General features: G+C 69.1%; 27 protein-coding genes. 25 read left to right on the forward strand and 2 right to left on the reverse strand.

The window, feature by feature from the left end; all coding sequences use genetic code 11:
• Both IE94_RS0124705 and IE94_RS40025 read left to right on the forward strand, forming a co-directional pair.
• Positions 1-369 (forward strand): helix-turn-helix domain-containing protein, encoded by a 369-nt coding sequence (locus IE94_RS0124705; RefSeq protein WP_030188252.1) that lies wholly within the window; start codon positions 1-3, stop codon positions 367-369.
• A 210-nt stretch (positions 370-579) separates the two neighbouring features.
• Entirely contained in the window at positions 580-744 is a 165-nt protein-coding gene (locus IE94_RS40025) for a hypothetical protein (RefSeq protein WP_157849390.1), read from the forward strand.
• Between the two features lie 87 nt (positions 745-831).
• Here IE94_RS40025 and IE94_RS0124715 read toward each other — a convergent pair whose 3' ends face one another.
• Both IE94_RS0124715 and IE94_RS0124720 read right to left on the reverse strand, forming a co-directional pair.
• Positions 832-1,743, reverse strand: a complete 912-nt coding sequence (locus tag IE94_RS0124715; protein WP_157849391.1) for a hypothetical protein — start codon at positions 1,741-1,743, stop codon at positions 832-834.
• Complete coding sequence (locus IE94_RS0124720) at positions 1,740-2,885, reverse strand: ParA family protein (protein WP_030188257.1); 1,146 nt, start codon at positions 2,883-2,885, stop codon at positions 1,740-1,742. Before IE94_RS0124720 ends, IE94_RS0124715 begins: the two co-directional genes overlap by 4 nt.
• 719 nt (positions 2,886-3,604) lie before the next feature.
• Between IE94_RS0124720 and IE94_RS0124725 the strand changes: the two genes are divergently transcribed.
• The 23 genes from IE94_RS0124725 to IE94_RS0124840 all read left to right on the forward strand — a co-directional run bounded on the left by IE94_RS0124725 (position 3,605) and on the right by IE94_RS0124840 (position 16,392).
• On the forward strand, positions 3,605-4,039 hold the full coding sequence (locus IE94_RS0124725; RefSeq protein WP_157849392.1) for a hypothetical protein: 435 nt from the start codon (positions 3,605-3,607) through the stop codon (positions 4,037-4,039).
• Positions 4,040-4,288: 249 nt separating this feature from the next.
• Positions 4,289-4,846, forward strand: a complete 558-nt coding sequence (locus IE94_RS0124730) for a hypothetical protein (RefSeq protein ID WP_030188261.1) — start codon at positions 4,289-4,291, stop codon at positions 4,844-4,846.
• Positions 4,847-4,974: 128 nt separating this feature from the next.
• Positions 4,975-5,205 carry a hypothetical protein gene (locus IE94_RS0124735; protein WP_157849393.1) on the forward strand — a complete coding sequence of 77 codons (231 nt, stop codon included), beginning with the start codon at positions 4,975-4,977 and terminating at the stop codon, positions 5,203-5,205.
• Between the two features lie 204 nt (positions 5,206-5,409).
• Complete coding sequence (locus IE94_RS0124740; RefSeq protein WP_157849394.1) at positions 5,410-5,757, forward strand: hypothetical protein; 348 nt, start codon at positions 5,410-5,412, stop codon at positions 5,755-5,757.
• A 226-nt stretch (positions 5,758-5,983) separates the two neighbouring features.
• Complete coding sequence (locus tag IE94_RS0124750; RefSeq protein WP_030188268.1) at positions 5,984-6,406, forward strand: DUF6197 family protein; 423 nt, start codon at positions 5,984-5,986, stop codon at positions 6,404-6,406.
• Positions 6,407-6,417: 11 nt separating this feature from the next.
• Positions 6,418-6,747: a hypothetical protein gene (locus IE94_RS0124755; RefSeq protein WP_030188270.1), complete on the forward strand. Its 330-nt coding sequence runs from the start codon at positions 6,418-6,420 to the stop codon at positions 6,745-6,747.
• Positions 6,748-6,821: 74 nt separating this feature from the next.
• A complete protein-coding gene (locus IE94_RS40030) occupies positions 6,822-7,484 on the forward strand; it encodes a hypothetical protein (protein ID WP_030188272.1) in 663 nt (220 codons plus the stop codon).
• Positions 7,481-8,398 carry a DUF5131 family protein gene (locus IE94_RS38385; protein WP_157849395.1) on the forward strand — a complete coding sequence of 306 codons (918 nt, stop codon included), beginning with the start codon at positions 7,481-7,483 and terminating at the stop codon, positions 8,396-8,398. The genes IE94_RS40030 and IE94_RS38385 overlap by 4 nt, the downstream gene beginning before the upstream one ends.
• Positions 8,391-8,594, forward strand: coding sequence for a hypothetical protein (locus IE94_RS0124775; RefSeq protein ID WP_030188274.1), 204 nt, complete (start codon positions 8,391-8,393; stop codon positions 8,592-8,594). The genes IE94_RS38385 and IE94_RS0124775 overlap by 8 nt, the downstream gene beginning before the upstream one ends.
• Positions 8,591-8,800, forward strand: coding sequence for a hypothetical protein (locus tag IE94_RS40035; RefSeq protein ID WP_157849396.1), 210 nt, complete (start codon positions 8,591-8,593; stop codon positions 8,798-8,800). Before IE94_RS0124775 ends, IE94_RS40035 begins: the two co-directional genes overlap by 4 nt.
• The gene (locus tag IE94_RS0124780; protein ID WP_051777672.1) at positions 8,797-9,309 is read left to right on the forward strand and encodes a RusA family crossover junction endodeoxyribonuclease; all 513 of its coding nucleotides are present in this window, start codon (positions 8,797-8,799) and stop codon (positions 9,307-9,309) included. The genes IE94_RS40035 and IE94_RS0124780 overlap by 4 nt, the downstream gene beginning before the upstream one ends.
• The gene (locus IE94_RS41590; protein ID WP_063829734.1) at positions 9,306-9,764 is read left to right on the forward strand and encodes a WhiB family transcriptional regulator; all 459 of its coding nucleotides are present in this window, start codon (positions 9,306-9,308) and stop codon (positions 9,762-9,764) included. Before IE94_RS0124780 ends, IE94_RS41590 begins: the two co-directional genes overlap by 4 nt.
• Positions 9,761-10,573, forward strand: a complete 813-nt coding sequence (locus IE94_RS0124790) for a hypothetical protein (RefSeq protein ID WP_030188288.1) — start codon at positions 9,761-9,763, stop codon at positions 10,571-10,573. Before IE94_RS41590 ends, IE94_RS0124790 begins: the two co-directional genes overlap by 4 nt.
• Positions 10,573-11,082 (forward strand): single-stranded DNA-binding protein, encoded by a 510-nt coding sequence (locus IE94_RS0124795; RefSeq protein WP_030188289.1) that lies wholly within the window; start codon positions 10,573-10,575, stop codon positions 11,080-11,082. The genes IE94_RS0124790 and IE94_RS0124795 overlap by 1 nt, the downstream gene beginning before the upstream one ends.
• A gap of 148 nt (positions 11,083-11,230) precedes the next feature.
• Positions 11,231-11,551 carry a hypothetical protein gene (locus IE94_RS0124800; RefSeq protein ID WP_030188292.1) on the forward strand — a complete coding sequence of 107 codons (321 nt, stop codon included), beginning with the start codon at positions 11,231-11,233 and terminating at the stop codon, positions 11,549-11,551.
• A 140-nt stretch (positions 11,552-11,691) separates the two neighbouring features.
• Entirely contained in the window at positions 11,692-12,564 is an 873-nt protein-coding gene (locus tag IE94_RS0124810; RefSeq protein ID WP_030188293.1) for a hypothetical protein, read from the forward strand.
• 42 nt (positions 12,565-12,606) lie between these two features.
• On the forward strand, positions 12,607-13,056 hold the full coding sequence (locus IE94_RS0124815; protein WP_030188294.1) for a hypothetical protein: 450 nt from the start codon (positions 12,607-12,609) through the stop codon (positions 13,054-13,056).
• An 89-nt stretch (positions 13,057-13,145) separates the two neighbouring features.
• A complete protein-coding gene (locus IE94_RS36020) occupies positions 13,146-13,400 on the forward strand; it encodes a hypothetical protein (RefSeq protein ID WP_037923462.1) in 255 nt (84 codons plus the stop codon).
• Positions 13,401-13,483: 83 nt separating this feature from the next.
• On the forward strand, positions 13,484-14,887 hold the full coding sequence (locus tag IE94_RS37300) for a hypothetical protein (RefSeq protein WP_157849397.1): 1,404 nt from the start codon (positions 13,484-13,486) through the stop codon (positions 14,885-14,887).
• Positions 14,884-15,054, forward strand: a complete 171-nt coding sequence (locus IE94_RS40040) for a hypothetical protein (protein WP_157849398.1) — start codon at positions 14,884-14,886, stop codon at positions 15,052-15,054. Before IE94_RS37300 ends, IE94_RS40040 begins: the two co-directional genes overlap by 4 nt.
• Positions 15,051-15,446 (forward strand): response regulator transcription factor, encoded by a 396-nt coding sequence (locus tag IE94_RS38390; protein ID WP_157849399.1) that lies wholly within the window; start codon positions 15,051-15,053, stop codon positions 15,444-15,446. Before IE94_RS40040 ends, IE94_RS38390 begins: the two co-directional genes overlap by 4 nt.
• A 302-nt stretch (positions 15,447-15,748) precedes the next feature.
• Positions 15,749-15,949 (forward strand): hypothetical protein, encoded by a 201-nt coding sequence (locus IE94_RS0124835; protein WP_030188296.1) that lies wholly within the window; start codon positions 15,749-15,751, stop codon positions 15,947-15,949.
• On the forward strand, positions 15,946-16,392 hold the full coding sequence (locus tag IE94_RS0124840; protein WP_030188299.1) for a hypothetical protein: 447 nt from the start codon (positions 15,946-15,948) through the stop codon (positions 16,390-16,392). Before IE94_RS0124835 ends, IE94_RS0124840 begins: the two co-directional genes overlap by 4 nt.
• Positions 16,393-16,414: the final 22 nt, after the last annotated feature.

Consider the following 16,414-nt stretch of genomic DNA (forward strand, 5'->3'; position numbering starts at 1 on the left):
GTGACCGCACCACACCAGCCCACCAATCGCTCCATAGGCGACGTCAGCGAAGCCATCCGGTGGGCGGAGACCCACATCGAGCAGACGTTCAGCATCGAAGACCTCGCCGTCCGCGCCCACGTCAGCCGAAGCACCTTTCAACGTCACTTCCGCAAGATCACAGGCTCCGCGCCTCTGGAATGGCTGACCGCCAGACGCATGGACCGCGCCAAGCACCTGCTGGCCACCACCAACCTCCCCATCCGGGCGGTCGCACGCCGCTCCGGCTTTCACGACGAGCCCCTGTTCCGCTACCACTGGCGTCGGCTGGTAGGCGGCACACCCTCGGGCTGGAGGAAGAAGCAGTCCGCGAGCCGGGACGCATCCTGAGCCAGGGGAACGTCCGCCGGTTTCCGGTGCATCGTGACAGCGATCACCCGCACGAACGGAGACCGCCCATGGCCCACACCCCGACTGGCACACCCTCGCCGAAGCCGACGAACGGCACTGGCTCGACCAGTGGGCCCGCGGCCTCATCAACCCCACCACCCTCGAGCTGGCCGACCCCGCGCCCGCTTCCGTCCTCGCCGGAGCCACCGCATGACCGCCCCCACGCCCACGCGGCCCGCCAAACCCCGCATCACCTACCCGCGGCCCCCACTTGTCCGCGACCACACTGCCCTCTTCCGTGAGGCCACCTACACGGACGGGCAGCCATACAACGACGGCGACCTCGAGGACGACGAGCCCAACGGTGAGTGGTGACCATGTGGTCACCACCTTCGGGTCAGAATGACGACAAGGTGGTGACCACATGGTCACCACCTCGAGACGCCGCCCGTCGCAGAGTCGTCAGCCCAAATTCCCCGACAACTCCTCCACCAGCTCACGCACCGCGGACTCCAGCTCCTCCGCCTCACGACGAGCACGCGCCGGATCCCGCTCCGCCAACTCCCGGATCCTCTCCACCGCCCGCAACGACTCACTCACCTGAGCCGCCGTGGGCGGCTTCTCCTGTTTCTGCACCGTCGGCCCCGGCAGCTCCTTCGGCGGCGCATAGCCGAGGAAGTTCGCCGCCTGCATCAGCGTCTTATCGGTGACGTTGCCGTGCCGGGCCGCCTCCAACCACGTCTCCCGCACCGCCTCCCGACCGTGCGCCTCCAGGACCGGCACCAGCACCCGCAGTGGACGCTCCTTCAGTTCCTGGGTGGTGATGTCCTCGAGGGCCTGCGCGACCGGCATCACGCGGAGGATGTTGTTCGCCTGATGCTTCTTGATCCCAAACCGGGAGTCGGTCAGCTCACCGAAGGTGTTGAACCCGGCCGTCTTGTGGAGCTCCTCATCCTTCATCGCCTGCAACCGCAGCCCCAGCCCGATCAGCTTCTGCTGCTCCGCTCGCTCGTGGTTGGCGCGGGCCGCGTACTGCACAGCGAGGATGCCGCGGGAGTAGAACTCCAGCCGCTCCACCGGGTCGTCACTGTCAGGCTGGGTGAACGCCGGCATCGGCAGATAGCCCGCAGCCCCGGCCGACGCCACCTCGATCTCCCCGGTCGAATCGTCCTCCCCCGTAGAATCGTCCACCGATCCGTCGGCCTGTTCGGGCAGTGCTGGTGCCGTAGCAGGGACAGCGGTCAGCACCGGAGCGGCTGCGGCCTCACGGGCACGCCGCTGGTTCTCTTCCCACTCCCGCAGCTGATTCTCACGCGACTGATCCCCACCACCCTGACCAATCACCGGAATCGGTGGTGGCGCCTTCCGGGTCACGCTGCCAACTCCTTCGCCAGCGACCGCATCACCTGAGCCTGCTCAGACTCCGGCGCATGCACCAGCAGCGGCACCTGATAGTCCGACGCCTCCCGGCCCTCCACCAGATCCCGAATCGTGCCCAGCGTCCCCGGCGTCGTCAGCTCGTTCCACCCCTCGTAAAAGGAGCGCGTTCCGACACCCTTCCGCGGGTCGTAGGCGTTCACAACGAAGCCCAGCTGGTCCACCACCGCGCCCGTCATCCGGCAGTGCGTGTCGATCTGCTCGTTCAACATCTCGTACGCGTCGAACGACGACCGGTCCGACCAGACCGGCACCAGGATCCCGGAGTGGTCGATGAGCTCGCCCGGACGGCGCTGCACGTAGTTGATGGCGAGGTCTATGGCCAGACCCAGGTTTGGCGGGCCATCCAGGATGATGACGTCGTAGCCGTCCTCGACCGGCGCCAGCGCACGCGCCAGACAGGTGTCCCGGCCAACCTGGAGCAACGCCAGCTTGGCGTCCATCAAGAAGGCGTCCTTCGATGCGGGCAGCACGTGCAGTCGGCCGCCGAACCGCTCGTGCGGCAGCGCCACCAGCGACCGTGCCAGATGCCGGTCCGCCTCACCGAGCATGTGCTTCAGCAGACTGTCCGACCCCTCCGGCAGACCCGGAATCTGAAGCCGGCTGGTGAGGTGGCCCTGCGGGTCGTAGTCGACCAGGAGGACGTTCAGGCCCATCTCTGCCATGGCCTGCGCCAGACCGGAGGCAACGAACGTCTTGCCGACGCCGCCCTTCTGGTTGCCCACCAGGATCCGCTTCACCGGCTGAGCCACCCGGCGCTCCGTGGGGGAGGGGTGCGCCTCGAGCCACAGGGCGATGGCCTGCGCCATGCCCTGCACCTTCGTCAGCTGCCGGGCTTCGCACTCGGCAGTGAACCGGGCCGGGCCGCCGGCGGGAAGGAACACCCCCCACGACTTGGCACCGCGAGTCTCGACCTCCGGGGAATGCGGGGACTCCAGCCATAGGGTGATGGCGGACGCGGCGGCGTCCTGCATGTTCAGCCCGTGCTCGGCCGCCCGGATCCGCAGGTCCCTGCGGAGTTCGGGCGTCAGGTTGACGAGCAACTTTTCGCGCGCTTCGTCGGCGCCTGGATGTGTCATGGCGAGCAAATTACCAGTCGATCATGCGCAGGGAAGGTACCGGACCGACGACTCACTGGACGATGTCGTTGAACCATGGTCAGTACATGGCGGGTTGCCGGGGTTTCTCCTCGCCCGTTCGGGTGACACCCGCACCCGCTCCTTGCCCCGTGCATCCAAGCCGTCTTGGCTGGCCACTGTCGGCCCACGCTAGGTAGCCGGCCGTCGGACCGAGGAACCCCCACGAGACGCCACGGAGCAACGGGCCGCCCCGTATCGCAGCCTCCCGGCGTCTCCCCTCGGTCCCGACGCAACCCCCGCCCACACCCCCGGGAGCGGCCCGGATCCGGTGGGGAACGCGTCTACCAGCGTGACGGCAACCGTGACTAGACTGGCGTCACCGAACGGGCATGCCCGTGAGGTCTCTAGCCCCCTCACCGGAAACCGGGCGTTGTCGGCAACAACCGCCCCTGGTGCCGGGGGCACCTTCATCCCCCGACCGGCCTGTACACCGGGTACCGTCGCAGCCCGTAACAGAACCAGCCACCACAGTCACGGAACCGGTCACGGCCCGGTGAAAACTGCCACCGGTCTTCGCCACCGGCCAAAATCAGTGCCACAGTGGGCACCCGCGGTTCGGAACGGCAGCCGGCCCGCGCCAGGGTGCCCACACCCGTGAGGGAGCGGGCAAACGAGGACCCTGCACCCTTCCCGCACTGCCGGAGGAGCGGAGACGCCCCATGTCCGCAGCACAACCGGCCGACCCCGCACACCCCTACGTCCCAGCAGACGTGAACGGCCCCGACGACGCGGCCGTAATCCCCCTCGACCAGCACCGCGGACCCCGCGGTGTCCTACGAGCGGTCAGGGAACGGTGGTCACCCATGGGCAACATCGAGGACCACGACCAGGTCCACGCACTGCGCGACACCGGCCAGAGCCCGGACAACGGTGTCCCGGCCCTCGACGCGTTCGCCAGCAGCATCGAAACGAGCTTCCTGGAAATCGGGCAGTCCCTCACCGACCCGCACACCGCGGCCGCCTTCCAACGGACCCTGGACGTGTGGGAGCGGATCCTCCAAGGCCACCACGCGCAAGGCACCATCGACGACCAGCAACTCGACCGGCTGCTGGAAACCCTGCACGGCATGCGGCAGGCCCCAACTCTGCTCTAACGATGCCCGCCTGACGGCTTGTCCGAGTATGCCGGGGGTTCTTCCACTCTGCCCCCGGCGTGCACGCCACACCCGTGCAACAGCCTGTTGATCAACAGTCGCGAAACGTTCAACTTCCGACCCACGCATGCCATAGTGGGGCGTCCGGAAACAACCGGAACACCGCATAACTGGTCTCCGGCGCGCGCCCCCTGCACCAGCACGGACGCCCCGCGCCCCCGGGGACCCCAGGGGACGGGGAAACAACCCATGAACCAGCCGGAAGACAGCGCAGCCTCAAGATTCCGCGACCTCACCGCCTACATGCGTGAGCGTCCCGTCACCGGACCCGAAGGCCACTCGTACATCGGCAACACCCCCCGCGGCACCGCCACCCACCCCGGCCTCCCCATCAACGTCCGCGTCCTCGAACACGTCGATCGGACCGTTGCTGAAGTCGTCCAGTACACCCGGGAGAACAACCCCGCCGCGGCTCCCGTCCCCCAGAACGTGCAGGACGTCTACCGCTGGTGCGTGGAAAACACCGTCAACGCCCCCGAAGCGGAACAGCAGCGCCGGGAAACCCTGGAGTACAAGCACCAGCTGGAGCACGCCGTAGCCGCTGGCGACGTTGCCGTCATCCGCCCGCACCGCTGCCCCGAATGCGGCACCTTCGGCCTCATGTGGGACAACCTGAAGCAGCGGATTGTCTGCACCAACCTGGAGTGTGTCGACGAGGACGGCCTGACCACCATCGTCGAGTTCGCCCGCCTCGCCCACCTCTACGTGGCGGCCCGCAAGAATATTCGGCAGGTGCGTGCAACCTGAAACGGGGTACGCGAGTCGTACCTAGCATCGAGAAACAACTGCACACCTTCACCACACCCGGACCCTCAGGGTCCACCCGTATCGGCCGCCGGAGCTGCGAACGATGGCCGCCGACCATGGGAGGCCGCATGGCCACAGCACTGGCAAACCCGTACGTTCCCCGCGATGAGCGGAAGATGGACGACGCCGTCATCCTCCTCGAAGAGACCGGCTACCCGATCTCCAAGAGCACCCTGGAGCGGCAGTGCCGCAAGCACGGCGTCCCCTTGACTCGCCGTAACCGGGCCAACTGGGTTTCCTGGACTGCCGTCCTCAAGGTCCACGCCGCGTGGGTCGACTCCCGCGACGACCTCCCCTGACGCCGGCCACCCCCTGAACTGCCCCTGACCGTCTGCCCCCAGCAGGTGGTCAGGGGCTTTCTCATGCCCTGACACAACCAACCCCGGCGTACGCATTGCGTTGCCATGTCTATACGGGTACGGTGGACACATCAAGACAGCACCCCACCCCCAACCAGGGGTGAACGCTCTCCTCTTGCCCTCCCTGGAGCCACCGTGGCCGTGATGACGCATGCCCGCCCCAGCCTCGAAGCCGACTACCGGACCCTGAGCCCCGTCGCGCAGGCCGTCATTGACAAGGCCATGGACAAGGCCGACAACGCCCTCACCACCAGCGACTACACCGACGCCATGGAGTACGTCGCCATCGCCGCGGGCATCGCGCTCCCCGCCTCCAACGACCTGGCCATCTGCTCATGCCGCAACGACGCCGGCGGCTGCGGATGCTCCGTCATCTTCGACACCGCCCTCCCCGGCGCCGTCGTCACCGCGGTCAACGACCCGGACTGCAACCTGTCGCAGCTCCAGTGCCCCACCTGCGGTCACGACCACCCCCGCCCCATCACCGACTGACCCAGAGAGGCTGCCGCTGGGATGGATCCGGGCATGTGGGTGCTCGTCGCCTACGAGGGCGACTCCCAGGAGCGCGCCCGGATGCGGCGTCTGTCCAACGCGGAGATCGACGCGCTGCGTACCGCCGATTCGTTCGCCCGCATCTACGAGTGAACACCCCCAAGCCGCCCGGCGGCGCGTGAAGCCGACACCGCGCCGCCGGGCGAACAACCCCAGGAGAAGCCACATGCGGAGCACAAGCCGAGTCCTTCAGCTCGCTGCCCACCTGATCAGCCACCGAGGACTCAACACCGGAGAGCAGTTCGTCAACGCCCGCGGCGCTCTGGACATCTGCGCAGCGATCTACATGGCCGCCGAGAAGTACACGTTGCCGGAGCGGCTGGACGTCCCCACCGAGTTTCGGACCGACGAGTGCGCCTCCCTCGCCCTGATCGAGTCCAGCGACCGCGCCATGGCCGCCATCCGCGCGATCAGCGCCGCCCTCGACACCGAACCCTGCGAGACCAACGGCGTCCCCGACTACATCGAGCACGTCTCCAACTGGGCCGCCACCCGCGCCCCCTTCGCCAGCGCGCCGCCCACCACCTCCGAGGTCATCGGCCGCATCCTCCGCGCCGCCGACACCCTCAACCACCAGACCGCCGCCTGAAAGGACACGCCATGACCGTGCAGACCTTCACCCCGCCCACCAGCCCCTTCGCCCGCGACCCCTTCTACGCCATGGGCGCCGCCGACGCCTACGACGAACACCAAGCCGGCCTCAGCGTCCACGACCTCCTGCGCCGCGCCGACGAGATGCTCGACAACGCCCCCACCGGCCCCGTCCCCGCCAACTACTACGTCTGCGGCTACGCCAACGCCGTCCGCGGCCTCTTCAACAGCCACATCGCGCAGATCAACGCGCAGGCCGACGTCGCCCAGACCTGGCTGGCCCGCAAGCAGGGCCGCGAGACCAGCACCCTCCACCAGCGCCACCGCACCCACCGCTGAACCATCCCCCCGCACCGCACGAGCACCGGAGCACCACCCGAAACCAGCCCCACCCCGACCACCGGGAGCCAGCAATGACCAGGACCGTACGCACCACCACCAAGAAGACCCCCGCCAAGAAGACGGCGAAGAAGACCACCGCCCCCCGTACCCGCAAGCAGACCCAGCCCCGCCTCTCCCTGGTCAAGCCCACCCCGCCCCGACCCGCCCGCGCCCTCGACTTCATCACCGACGCACAGATCTACGCCGTCCACACCGCCCGCCAAGCCGGCCTGCCCATCCACCGCATCCGCGACTGGCGCGACCACCGAGACGGCACCGCCACCCGGCCCCTGGCCGACGGCAGCACCCTCCACTACACGCTCGCCACCCGCACCCTCCGCTGGCAAGCCATCTGCCCCATGGGCGGCATCCACGAGTACGTCCTCACGTCACCGTCCACCGCCGCCGCGGCCCGCGTCCACGCCGACCGCTGCCAGCAGGAGCACGCCGACCTCACCACCGTGCAGCCCCTCACCCCGGACGAACTCGCCGCCCTCGGCATCCACACCGGTCCCACCTGGGCCCGGCCCCTCCCCGGCGAACCCGCCACGGAGTCCATCCCTCTCCCCGCCCGTTCGGTCGCCCGCGCTACCGCATCAGCCGCCGACACCCAGCCCATGTCCACCCGCGAGATAGCCGCAGGCATCGCCGCCCGCGCCGACAACGACCAGCCGAAGGAGCACCCCCAGCCGTGACCACCATCGAATGGACCGAGCAGACCTGGAACCCGACTTCGGGTTGTGACCGCATCAGCCCCGGATGCGATCACTGCTACGCCCTCACCATGGCCAAGCGACTCAAGGGCATGGGGCAGGCCAAGTACCAGAACGACGGCAACCCCAAGACCTCCGGACCCGGCTTCGCCCTCACCATCCACCCGGACGTGCTCACCGAGCCGCTGCGCTGGAAGAAGCCCCGCAAGGTCTTCGTCAACTCCATGAGCGACCTCTTCCACGCCCGGGTACCCCGCGAGTTCCTGGCCCGCGTGTTCGCCGTCATGGCCGCCACTCCGCAGCACACCTACCAGATCCTCACCAAGCGCCCGGAGCGCGCCGCCCGCATCCTTACCGACCTGTGCACCTGCGGCGTGGGTCACCCGCCCGGCGAGCACTTCCGCTCATCCATGGAGTGGGCCGCCACCTCTCACAGCCCCACCTACGTGCCCGGCCTGGAGTCCGGCATATACCACCGCTCCGCCTGGCCCCTGCCCAACGTGTGGATCGGCACGTCCATCGAGTCCGACGACTACACCCGCCGCGCCGCTGCCCTCCGCAACACCCCGGCCGCCATCCGATTCATCTCTGCCGAACCCCTCCTGGGACCGCTGCCGTCGCTCAACCTGACCGACGTCGACTGGCTGATCATCGGCGGCGAGTCCGGGCCCGGCGCGCGAGTCCTCGAACCCTGGTGGATCGACGACCTCGTGTACGAGGCCCGCCAAGCTGGCGCCGCTCCGTTCGTGAAGCAGCTTGGATCCGTCTGGGCCCGCCACACCATGGTCGGCGGCAAGACCGTCGCGGCTTGGGGCGACACCAAGGGCGGCAACCCCGCTCACTGGCCCGCACAGCTCCGCGTCCGCGAGTACCCCGAGGCAGGCAGCGATGGCTGACCAGGACGCCTACGTCACCGAGCTGGCGAGCGAACTCCAGCACCGCCACCCCGACCTGGTCTCCGCCGAAAACGACCTCGCCGTCCACCGCGGCCGCCTCGCCATCGTCGTCCGCTTCCTCCACAACGAAGCCATCGCCCACGACATCAGGCTCAACCTCGCCCGCGACCTCAAACTCCCCGAACCCAGCCGATGACCGAATACGAGATCGCCTGCCAAGGCAAAAGCCGCTTCCCCAACCGGCGGGCCGCCAAGAACCGGTCCAACCAGATCCGCCGCGAAGGCGGCCCCGCCATGCGGCCCTACCACTGCACCAAGTTCTGCGGCCTCTGGCATCTCGGTCATCGGCCCGGCCACGCCACCTACCTCCGACGCGGACAACCCCTGGAGCCCACCCCATGACCGCCCTCGCCCCCGAACCCGACACCGACCGCCAACTCCGCCTCACCATCGTGGTGAACGGGCGCCCAGCCCCGCAGGGCAGCAAGGCCTATAAGGGCCACCGAACCAACGCCGCCACAGGCCGCCGCAGCGCCGTCCTCGTCGAACAGTCCAAGCGCGTCAAGCCCTGGCGAGCCCTCGTCACCCGCGCCGCCATGGACAGCATGCTCGACACCGGCCGCACCGAGCCCCTGGACGGGCCGCTCGAAGCCGACATCGTCTTCACCGTCCTCAAGCCCGCCAGCGCCCCCAAACGCCGCCGCACCTGGCCCACAACCCGGCACTCGGGCGACGTCGACAAGTTGATCCGCTCGACTTTCGACGGAATCGCCGACGGCCAGGCCGTAGTCGACGACTCCCGCATCATCGCCATCACCGCCCGCAAGACCTTCCCCGGCGAACACCCCGAAGCCCTCGACCAGCCCGGCGCGATCATCCGCCTCTACACCCTTCCCGGAGCCACCCGATGACCACCACAACCAGCCTCGGCACGACACCCGCCACGCCCGCCCCCAACTGGGACCGGGCCCTGTGCGCCCAAACCGACCCCGCCCTGTTCTTCCCCGAAGGCCGGGGAGGACAGATCACGAACGCGATCGAGGCCGCGAAGCGGGTGTGCCGACGCTGCCCGATCCGTACGGCGTGCCTGGAGTGGGCGGTGGCGTCGGATCAGCGGTTCGGTGTGTGGGGCGGCCTGGACGAGCAGGAGCGCCAGACGCTGGGCCGGAAGCGTTCCGGGGAGCGTGTCGCGTACGCCCTGTGCATCGACGCGCAGGACTTCATTGAGCGGCGGGTGTCGGAGGGTGCGTCGCATCGGACGATCGCCGACGAGCTCGGGGTGGGGCATCACGCGGTGGGTCGGGCGTGGCGGTACTTCCAGTCGGAGAAGGACACGGCCGCGGCCGGTCAGGGGGTGGCGGCGTGAGCAGCATGTCTCCGGAGCAGCGCGGTGACCTGGCCGAGCGGATGCTCCCCGAAGCAGCAAACCTCGCCGTTCTCGTACACGGTGACGGCGGGCCCGAGGACGTTGCCCAGGTCCTGGCCGGCCTGTCGGCGGCGGAGAAGGACGCCCTGATCGTCGTCCTCGCCGGTTTGGTCGACCCGGAGCAGCCCGTCGGGCGGGCCCTGGGTTGGCTCGACTTCAACGAGCACGGCTCCCTGACGGTGCCGGCGTCGTGGGCGGAGGACCGGAAGGTCCGCGACCTCGCCCCCGACGACGACACGGACCTTGACGAGGACTTCGTCGACCAGGTCGCCGTTGCCAAGTTCATCAAGGGCTTCCGTGTCGACAATCTCACCGACGCCGAGTTCCTGGAGGCCGTCAAGCAGTGCGTTGCGAAGGGCTTGACGCTCGCTGACGTCGACCAGCTGCGGCGGTGGCCGCGGAAGACGACGGAGAACCGGGTGAACCGGCTGAGGAAGCAGTGGCAGCGGTCCGGCCGCGCCTTCCCGTCGCTGAAGTCGTCCTCGGGGGTGGTGCTGACGGAGGAGCAGGTCATCGCGATCCGTGTCCGAGCGCAGGAGGGAGCCACGGATCTGTCGCTGGCGATGTCGTTCAACGTGTCGCAGAAAACTGTGGGCGAGATATGCCGGGGCCGCAGGTATCCGCAGTACGGGGGGCCGATCAGGGCGCCGAAGAAGGTGCAGCATCTGCCGGGGTCTCGGCAGGCGATGTGCGGTCACGGGGACATGTCGTTGGCTGCGAGGAAGCCGAGTGAGAGGAAGGTGGCCTGATGGCTGGCGAGACAGTGGTGACGATCATCGGTAATGCGACCAAGGACCCTGAGCTGCGTTACACGAGCAGCGGGACGGCGGTAGCGAAGTTCACGGTGGCGTCGACACCGCGGACGTACAACAAGCAGTCCCAGGCGTGGGAGGACGGCGAGACGCTGTTCCTTCCGGTGACGGTGTGGCGGCAGCAGGCTGAGCACGTCGCGGAGAGCGTGGTCCAGGGCTGTCGGGTGGTGGTGCAGGGCCGGCTGTCGCAGCGGTCGTTCGAGGATCGTGAGGGGCAGCGTCGCACGGTGTACGAGGTGGAGGGGGACGAGGTGGCGGTGTCACTGCGGTCGGCGACGGCGAAGGTGACAAAGGCCAGCTCGGGCGGGCAGGGGCGTCAGCAGTACGAGCAGGCGAAGCAGGCGTCGTCGCGGGAGGGGCGTGAGGATCCGTGGGCGTCGGGTGTGCCGGGTACGGGGACGACGGCGGGGGCGTGGGGTGGGGGTGACGACAGCCCGCCGTTCTGAGGTGATCGTGGTGCGCGTGAGGGGTCTGGCCGTTGGGGTCGGGCCCCTTTCGCATGCCTGCCTCCAATCCCGCACTACGCATTGCATTGCCATGTCTATGCGGGTACGGTGGAGGTATCCAAGCCCCACCCCCCCGAAAGGGGATCCCATGTCCACCATCCGCATCGCCCAGCTCCGCGAATCCATCGCCCGCCGCGCCCTCGCCTCCACCGGCGTTACCAACGCCCGAATCACCAGCGTCCAGCGCATCGGCACGGTCTTCGTCGTCGCCACCGAGACCCCCGGTGACCGTTGGGCGCCCCACGCCGTCGAAACCTTCCGCATCCCCACCCCCGACGACACCGACCGCAACTACGAGCTGGGCAAGGCCCCGAAGATCTGGTGCCCGCTGGCTGGCTGGATCGGCGCCAGCACGGACGAGGTTCCCGGACTGCTCGCCAAGGCCGTCGACTACGCCCGTACCGCCTGACATGCCGTCCTGCGACTGCGATGCCACCCCCGAAGACCTCGCCGCCGGCATCCACGGCACCCCCTGCACATCCCGCGACGGCCAGCCCGACGACCCGTCCGACCACTACGGCCAGTAACCCGCCGACAGGAAGACGTCGCATGAACACCATGAGTGCCGCTGAAAGGGTCGCCGCCCTGCGTGACGAGTACGCCCGGCTCGGCGAGAACGTCGACCACCTCACCGACCTCGACCTGCTCAATAAGAACGCAGAGCGGGCCGAGCGGGACCACATCAACACCAACGACCGCTACATGCGGCTCCTCACCAAGCAGCGCCACTACGGCGACACGGTGCGTGCCGCGGCGATCCAGGCGCTGCGGGAACGCATTGACATGATCGCTGCGGAGGCCGTAGAGCGGCACATCCGCGAGGCTGGCCGTCTCGTCAGCGCACTGGAGAGGCTTCCGCCGCAGCCTCAGCCCGAGCACATCGCCCGCCTCCGTGACGTTACTGTCAGCGTCAAGCACATGCTGCGCCTTCTGGAGGAGGAACGCGGCGACTGGCGGCGCGACAACCACTACAACCTTGTTCAGCGCGCCCGATCTGTTGTCGGTGTTCTCCGCGACGAGCCGGGAGTGTCTTCGGCCGATGTGATCCGACTCGTCAACGAGGCACTCACCGGTGACGGAAATCTGGGTGAGCTGTTCGAAATTGCCCATGCCACCCCGGTCAAGCGCCACCGGCCGGCTTTCGTCGACGCTGACTGGGTCGAAATGGGCGGCGGCAGTTATTGGACCTTCGAACCGGTCGGTAGCCGGTATCGAGTCGTCGCCTACAGCCAGGGCGACGCTTGGTGGATGGACTTGCAGGGCCCGACCGGATCCCTCATCGCCGCTGGCGAGACCACCGAGGACGAGGTTGCCGCGACTGCCACCGCGCTCATTGAGCAGGCAACGGATCTGGCCGCGTCCGGGCGGCGGCCCTGGCAGTGCTGGCAGACCGTCACGGTTTCCACCACAACGGCTGCGTGAGCAGCACAGATCTCTCGATACTCCATTCGAAAGCAGACCCACATGACCACCCCCGCCCTGCATCCCGACATCCTCATCGCCAAGCTGGAAACCATCCGCTGCTGGACCGGCATCGAAGCCATCCGCCGGGAATCCCTCAGCGCGTGGCAGACGTCCCGCCTCGACGACGGCACCCTGTTCCTGTCCGGGCAGATCACCGGCAACGATCCGGGCCGTGCGTTGCACCGGTTCGCGGACCGGCACACCGGCTACCTCACCCACCAGCCGCAGCAGCCCGGCGACCAAGTCCCGGCCCTGGACGTGTCCGTGCCGGGCCGTGAAGCCTGCGTGTGGCGTACCGGCGGCGTGTGGGTGGAACTCTGGCACCCAGTCCCCACCACGGCGTCTACGCAGCCTGTGCGGCCCGTTTCGGGCGCGCCGTCTCCGCGGAGTGTGTTCGGGGCGCGCCTGCCCTTCGGACGCCGCCGTAAGGCCCCCACCGCCGCCGGGTGACCGGTGTGCCGGAAACCCACCCCAACCCGCCGGCCCTAGCGGTGGCTGTCCGCCGGGGCCGTGCCCGCACCGTACCCACAGGAGAACCCATGACCGACCACCTCACCACCCAGCAGCTCGCCGACATCGAGCGCGCCGTGCCCCGACTCAGCGAGTACTCCGAGCAGTCCGACGATGTCCGAACCGTCGCCGAGGGCGTGCCCGCACTGCTCGCCGAGATCCGGCGCCTCCAGGCAGAGCTGACCGAAGCGGCCGAGGACGTCACCTGGCTCCGCTGCCTGGAGGCGGCTGGTGTCGACAACTGGGAGGGCATCGAGACCGCGATTGAAATGCGTGGCGAGTAGCCCTCCGCCAGCAGGTCGGCCGCCCCTGAAGCAAGCAGGGGCGGCCGGTGCCCGAACCCTACCCACCCACCACGGAGGACACCGTGACCGACCCGACCACCGAGACCGCCCGCCACCTCTGGGACTACGACCACCCGTACTACTGCGCCGAGAGCAACTACTTCCAGAATGGCCAGCACGCCCGCTGGGACTCCTGGCAGCACTTCGCTGAGGAGACGCTGTTCGTCACCGGTGACCGGGAACTGAACCTGCTCTTCCGCTGGGACTGGCAGCGCTCCGGCAACCGGCACACGCTGCTGCTGTTCTTCGTGATCCAGCGCAAGGGGCTCAACTGCTCGCACGAGATCGAGGTCACGGAGGCTGACGAGCCTGCGGTGCGGCGATTCCTGGAGGAGTGCGGGCAGACGCTGAGGGAGACGTGGGAGCCGATGCTGCCTGCGGTCGTGCCTGCCGTGTCGCTGCCGTCCGCCGACCAGACCGCGCTCACCGTCGCCGAGGCCGTTCTGGCCGTCGTGGAGACCGCGTTGGGCGACACGCTGGTGCCTGCCGCGAGGGCGGAAGCGCTCGCCGGGATCGCCGCCGTGCTGCCCACGACCACCGGCCAGACCGCCGACGAGCGCATCGAGCAGGCCGAGGCCGACGCCGAGCTGCATGCCCGCAACACCCTGGCCGTGGCCCGCGAAAGGGACACCTACCGGAAGGTGTGGAAGGAGGAGCAGGAGCGGCGCGTCAAGGCCGAAGCCGCTGTCGCCCGAGTGCGGCGCCTGCACGACGCCCTTGACGAGGAGACCGCCCTCACTTCCCCGGACGACGAGATCACCCGGGGCGCGGCGGCTCGGAAGATCGCTGCCGCATTGGACGGCTGGACCGACCCCGCCCTGCTGCGCCGTATGGCCGACGAGACACCAGCCGCCGAGACCAAGCACCGGCCGCGTCGGGGCGACGAGTTCGAGGCGTGGCTGAAGACGCAACGGGACGCCTGCTTCGGACACGCGTCCTCATGGGCAGCCGTTGACGGCCTGCTGGACCAGTACCGCCTGCACGCCGACACGGGCACCCCGCTCTGCGAGCACGTCTGCGAGGGGCAGACGGTCGGGGACTGCGAGTGCCTGGAGCAGCCCGCCATGGCGGCACAGCGCGCGGAGGCCCACGCCGAGGGTGAGCACGCCTTCTGCGGACCCGAGTGCGACACCGGCCAGCCCACCAACGGGGCGCGGCAGGACAAGTCGGGCACCAACGCTTGCACGTGTGGCGACGCGGGCGAAAGTTTCCGCCCGGCCGGGCACTACGCCGACTGCCCCGCCGCCGGAACGCGGCAGGCCGAGACGGCAGCCGCCCCGTGCGTCGAGTGCGACCACCCTAAGACAGCCCACGGGGAGGGCGACGACCCGGTCACCCCCGGCCAGTGCGCCGACTGCCCCGACGACGAGGACCGGCACGACTACCAGCCCGCCGCCGGGGCGCGGCAGGACGGGGTGCAGTCGTGACCCTCGCCGACCGCCAGGCCGCCGCCCTGGCCGCCCTCACCCGCCGCCAGCCGCCCGCCGAGCTGTACCCGGGGGAGACCCGGCCGTCGGGGGACATGCCCGTCGATTGGCGGGAGGCGCTGGCCTGGCTCAACGCCCGGGACCGACTGGAGGGGACAGGCCAGTGACCACAGCACCCGCACGACTGGGCCCCGCCACCACAGGCGGGCCCGGCCTCACCCCCAGCGAACTGGCAGTCCTCGAACGAGCCGCAAACGGCGCTACCTACGCCCTCATCGCCCGCGACCTCGGCTACCAGGAGAAGAGCGTGTCGAAGATGGCGCTCCGCCTGGCCCGGAAGCTGGGGGCGCGGAACATCACCCACGCCGTGTTCCTGGCGGTCGCGGCCGGTGTGCTGGACCCGCGGCGCCGTCATGGTGACCATCCGGGGTTCGTGGCGCACCGTCGGCGTGGTGAGGAGCCGTGTGAGGCGTGCTGGGACGGCGAGCGCGCCTACCGGCGGGAGCGCCGTGCGGCGCGGAAAGCCACCCAAACCGGACCGGAAACCCGGACATCTTAGACACCGCCACCAGCGGGCAACACCGATCACGCCCGGAAGGGGCCTCTCGTGCACCGTATCCGTCCACACCTCGGGCTCACCCTGTCCATCCTCGCCGGCGGCGTCATCGGAACCGGAAGCGTCCTCGCCTGGTGGCACGCCCTCGCCCACCAGCCGTTGCCGCAGTGGGCGATGTTCGCGATATCCGTGGCGACTGCCCTGCTGGTCCTGTCTGCGGCTGCGGAAGTCCACCGTCGTCACCAGGGTCGGGGTCGCACACACCGTCGGCACGCCCGTCCCCACCACATTCGGAAGGCTTCGCGATGACCGTTGACCTGATGACCGCCTACGCGTGCCGGGTGGCTGCCGTCACCGCATGCGCGGGCGGTGCCTCCCTCACGATCGCCCACGAGTGGATTCCCGGGGTGCTGCTGTTGTGGCTGGTGCCCAGCCTGCTCTTCGTCGCCCACCGGGCCCGCCTCGCCCACGCCCGAACCCCTCAGACCGGAAGGACCACACGATGACCGAGCTGGACCCGTCCCGCCGCTACCTGCGGCCCGTAGCACCGCTCCTGCTGCCCGGTGTGGAGGACGTGACGCACTGGTCCGTGTACCAGTGGATGCCGATGTTCGAGGCGTGGGCGACGGGCATGTCCTTGTGTGGCGCTTCAATGCGGCAGAGCCCGCTGCCGGAGGGCACGGCGGTCACGTGCGAGGGGTGTGAGGCGTACCGGCCGAAGTACGAGCGGATGCTGGTCCCCGGCTACCAGCCTGAGGACGACGACCCCGAGGTGCTACGGAAGCGCGTGCAGGCGGCGGAGGAGCTGCTGAAGCGCTACGTGGACCTGGCGGCCGTGACGCACAAGTACCCGATCACGGGAGGGCACGACTGTCTCGGGGAGAACCTCTCGTGCGCCGGGTGTTCGCTGGCGAAGCAGGCTCAGGAGCACTTGGAGGAGTACCGGTGACGGCGGGTGGGTCGACGGCGGG

The organism is Streptomyces violaceorubidus (genome assembly GCF_000717995.1).
GTDB lineage: Bacteria > Actinomycetota > Actinomycetes > Streptomycetales > Streptomycetaceae > Streptomyces > Streptomyces violaceorubidus.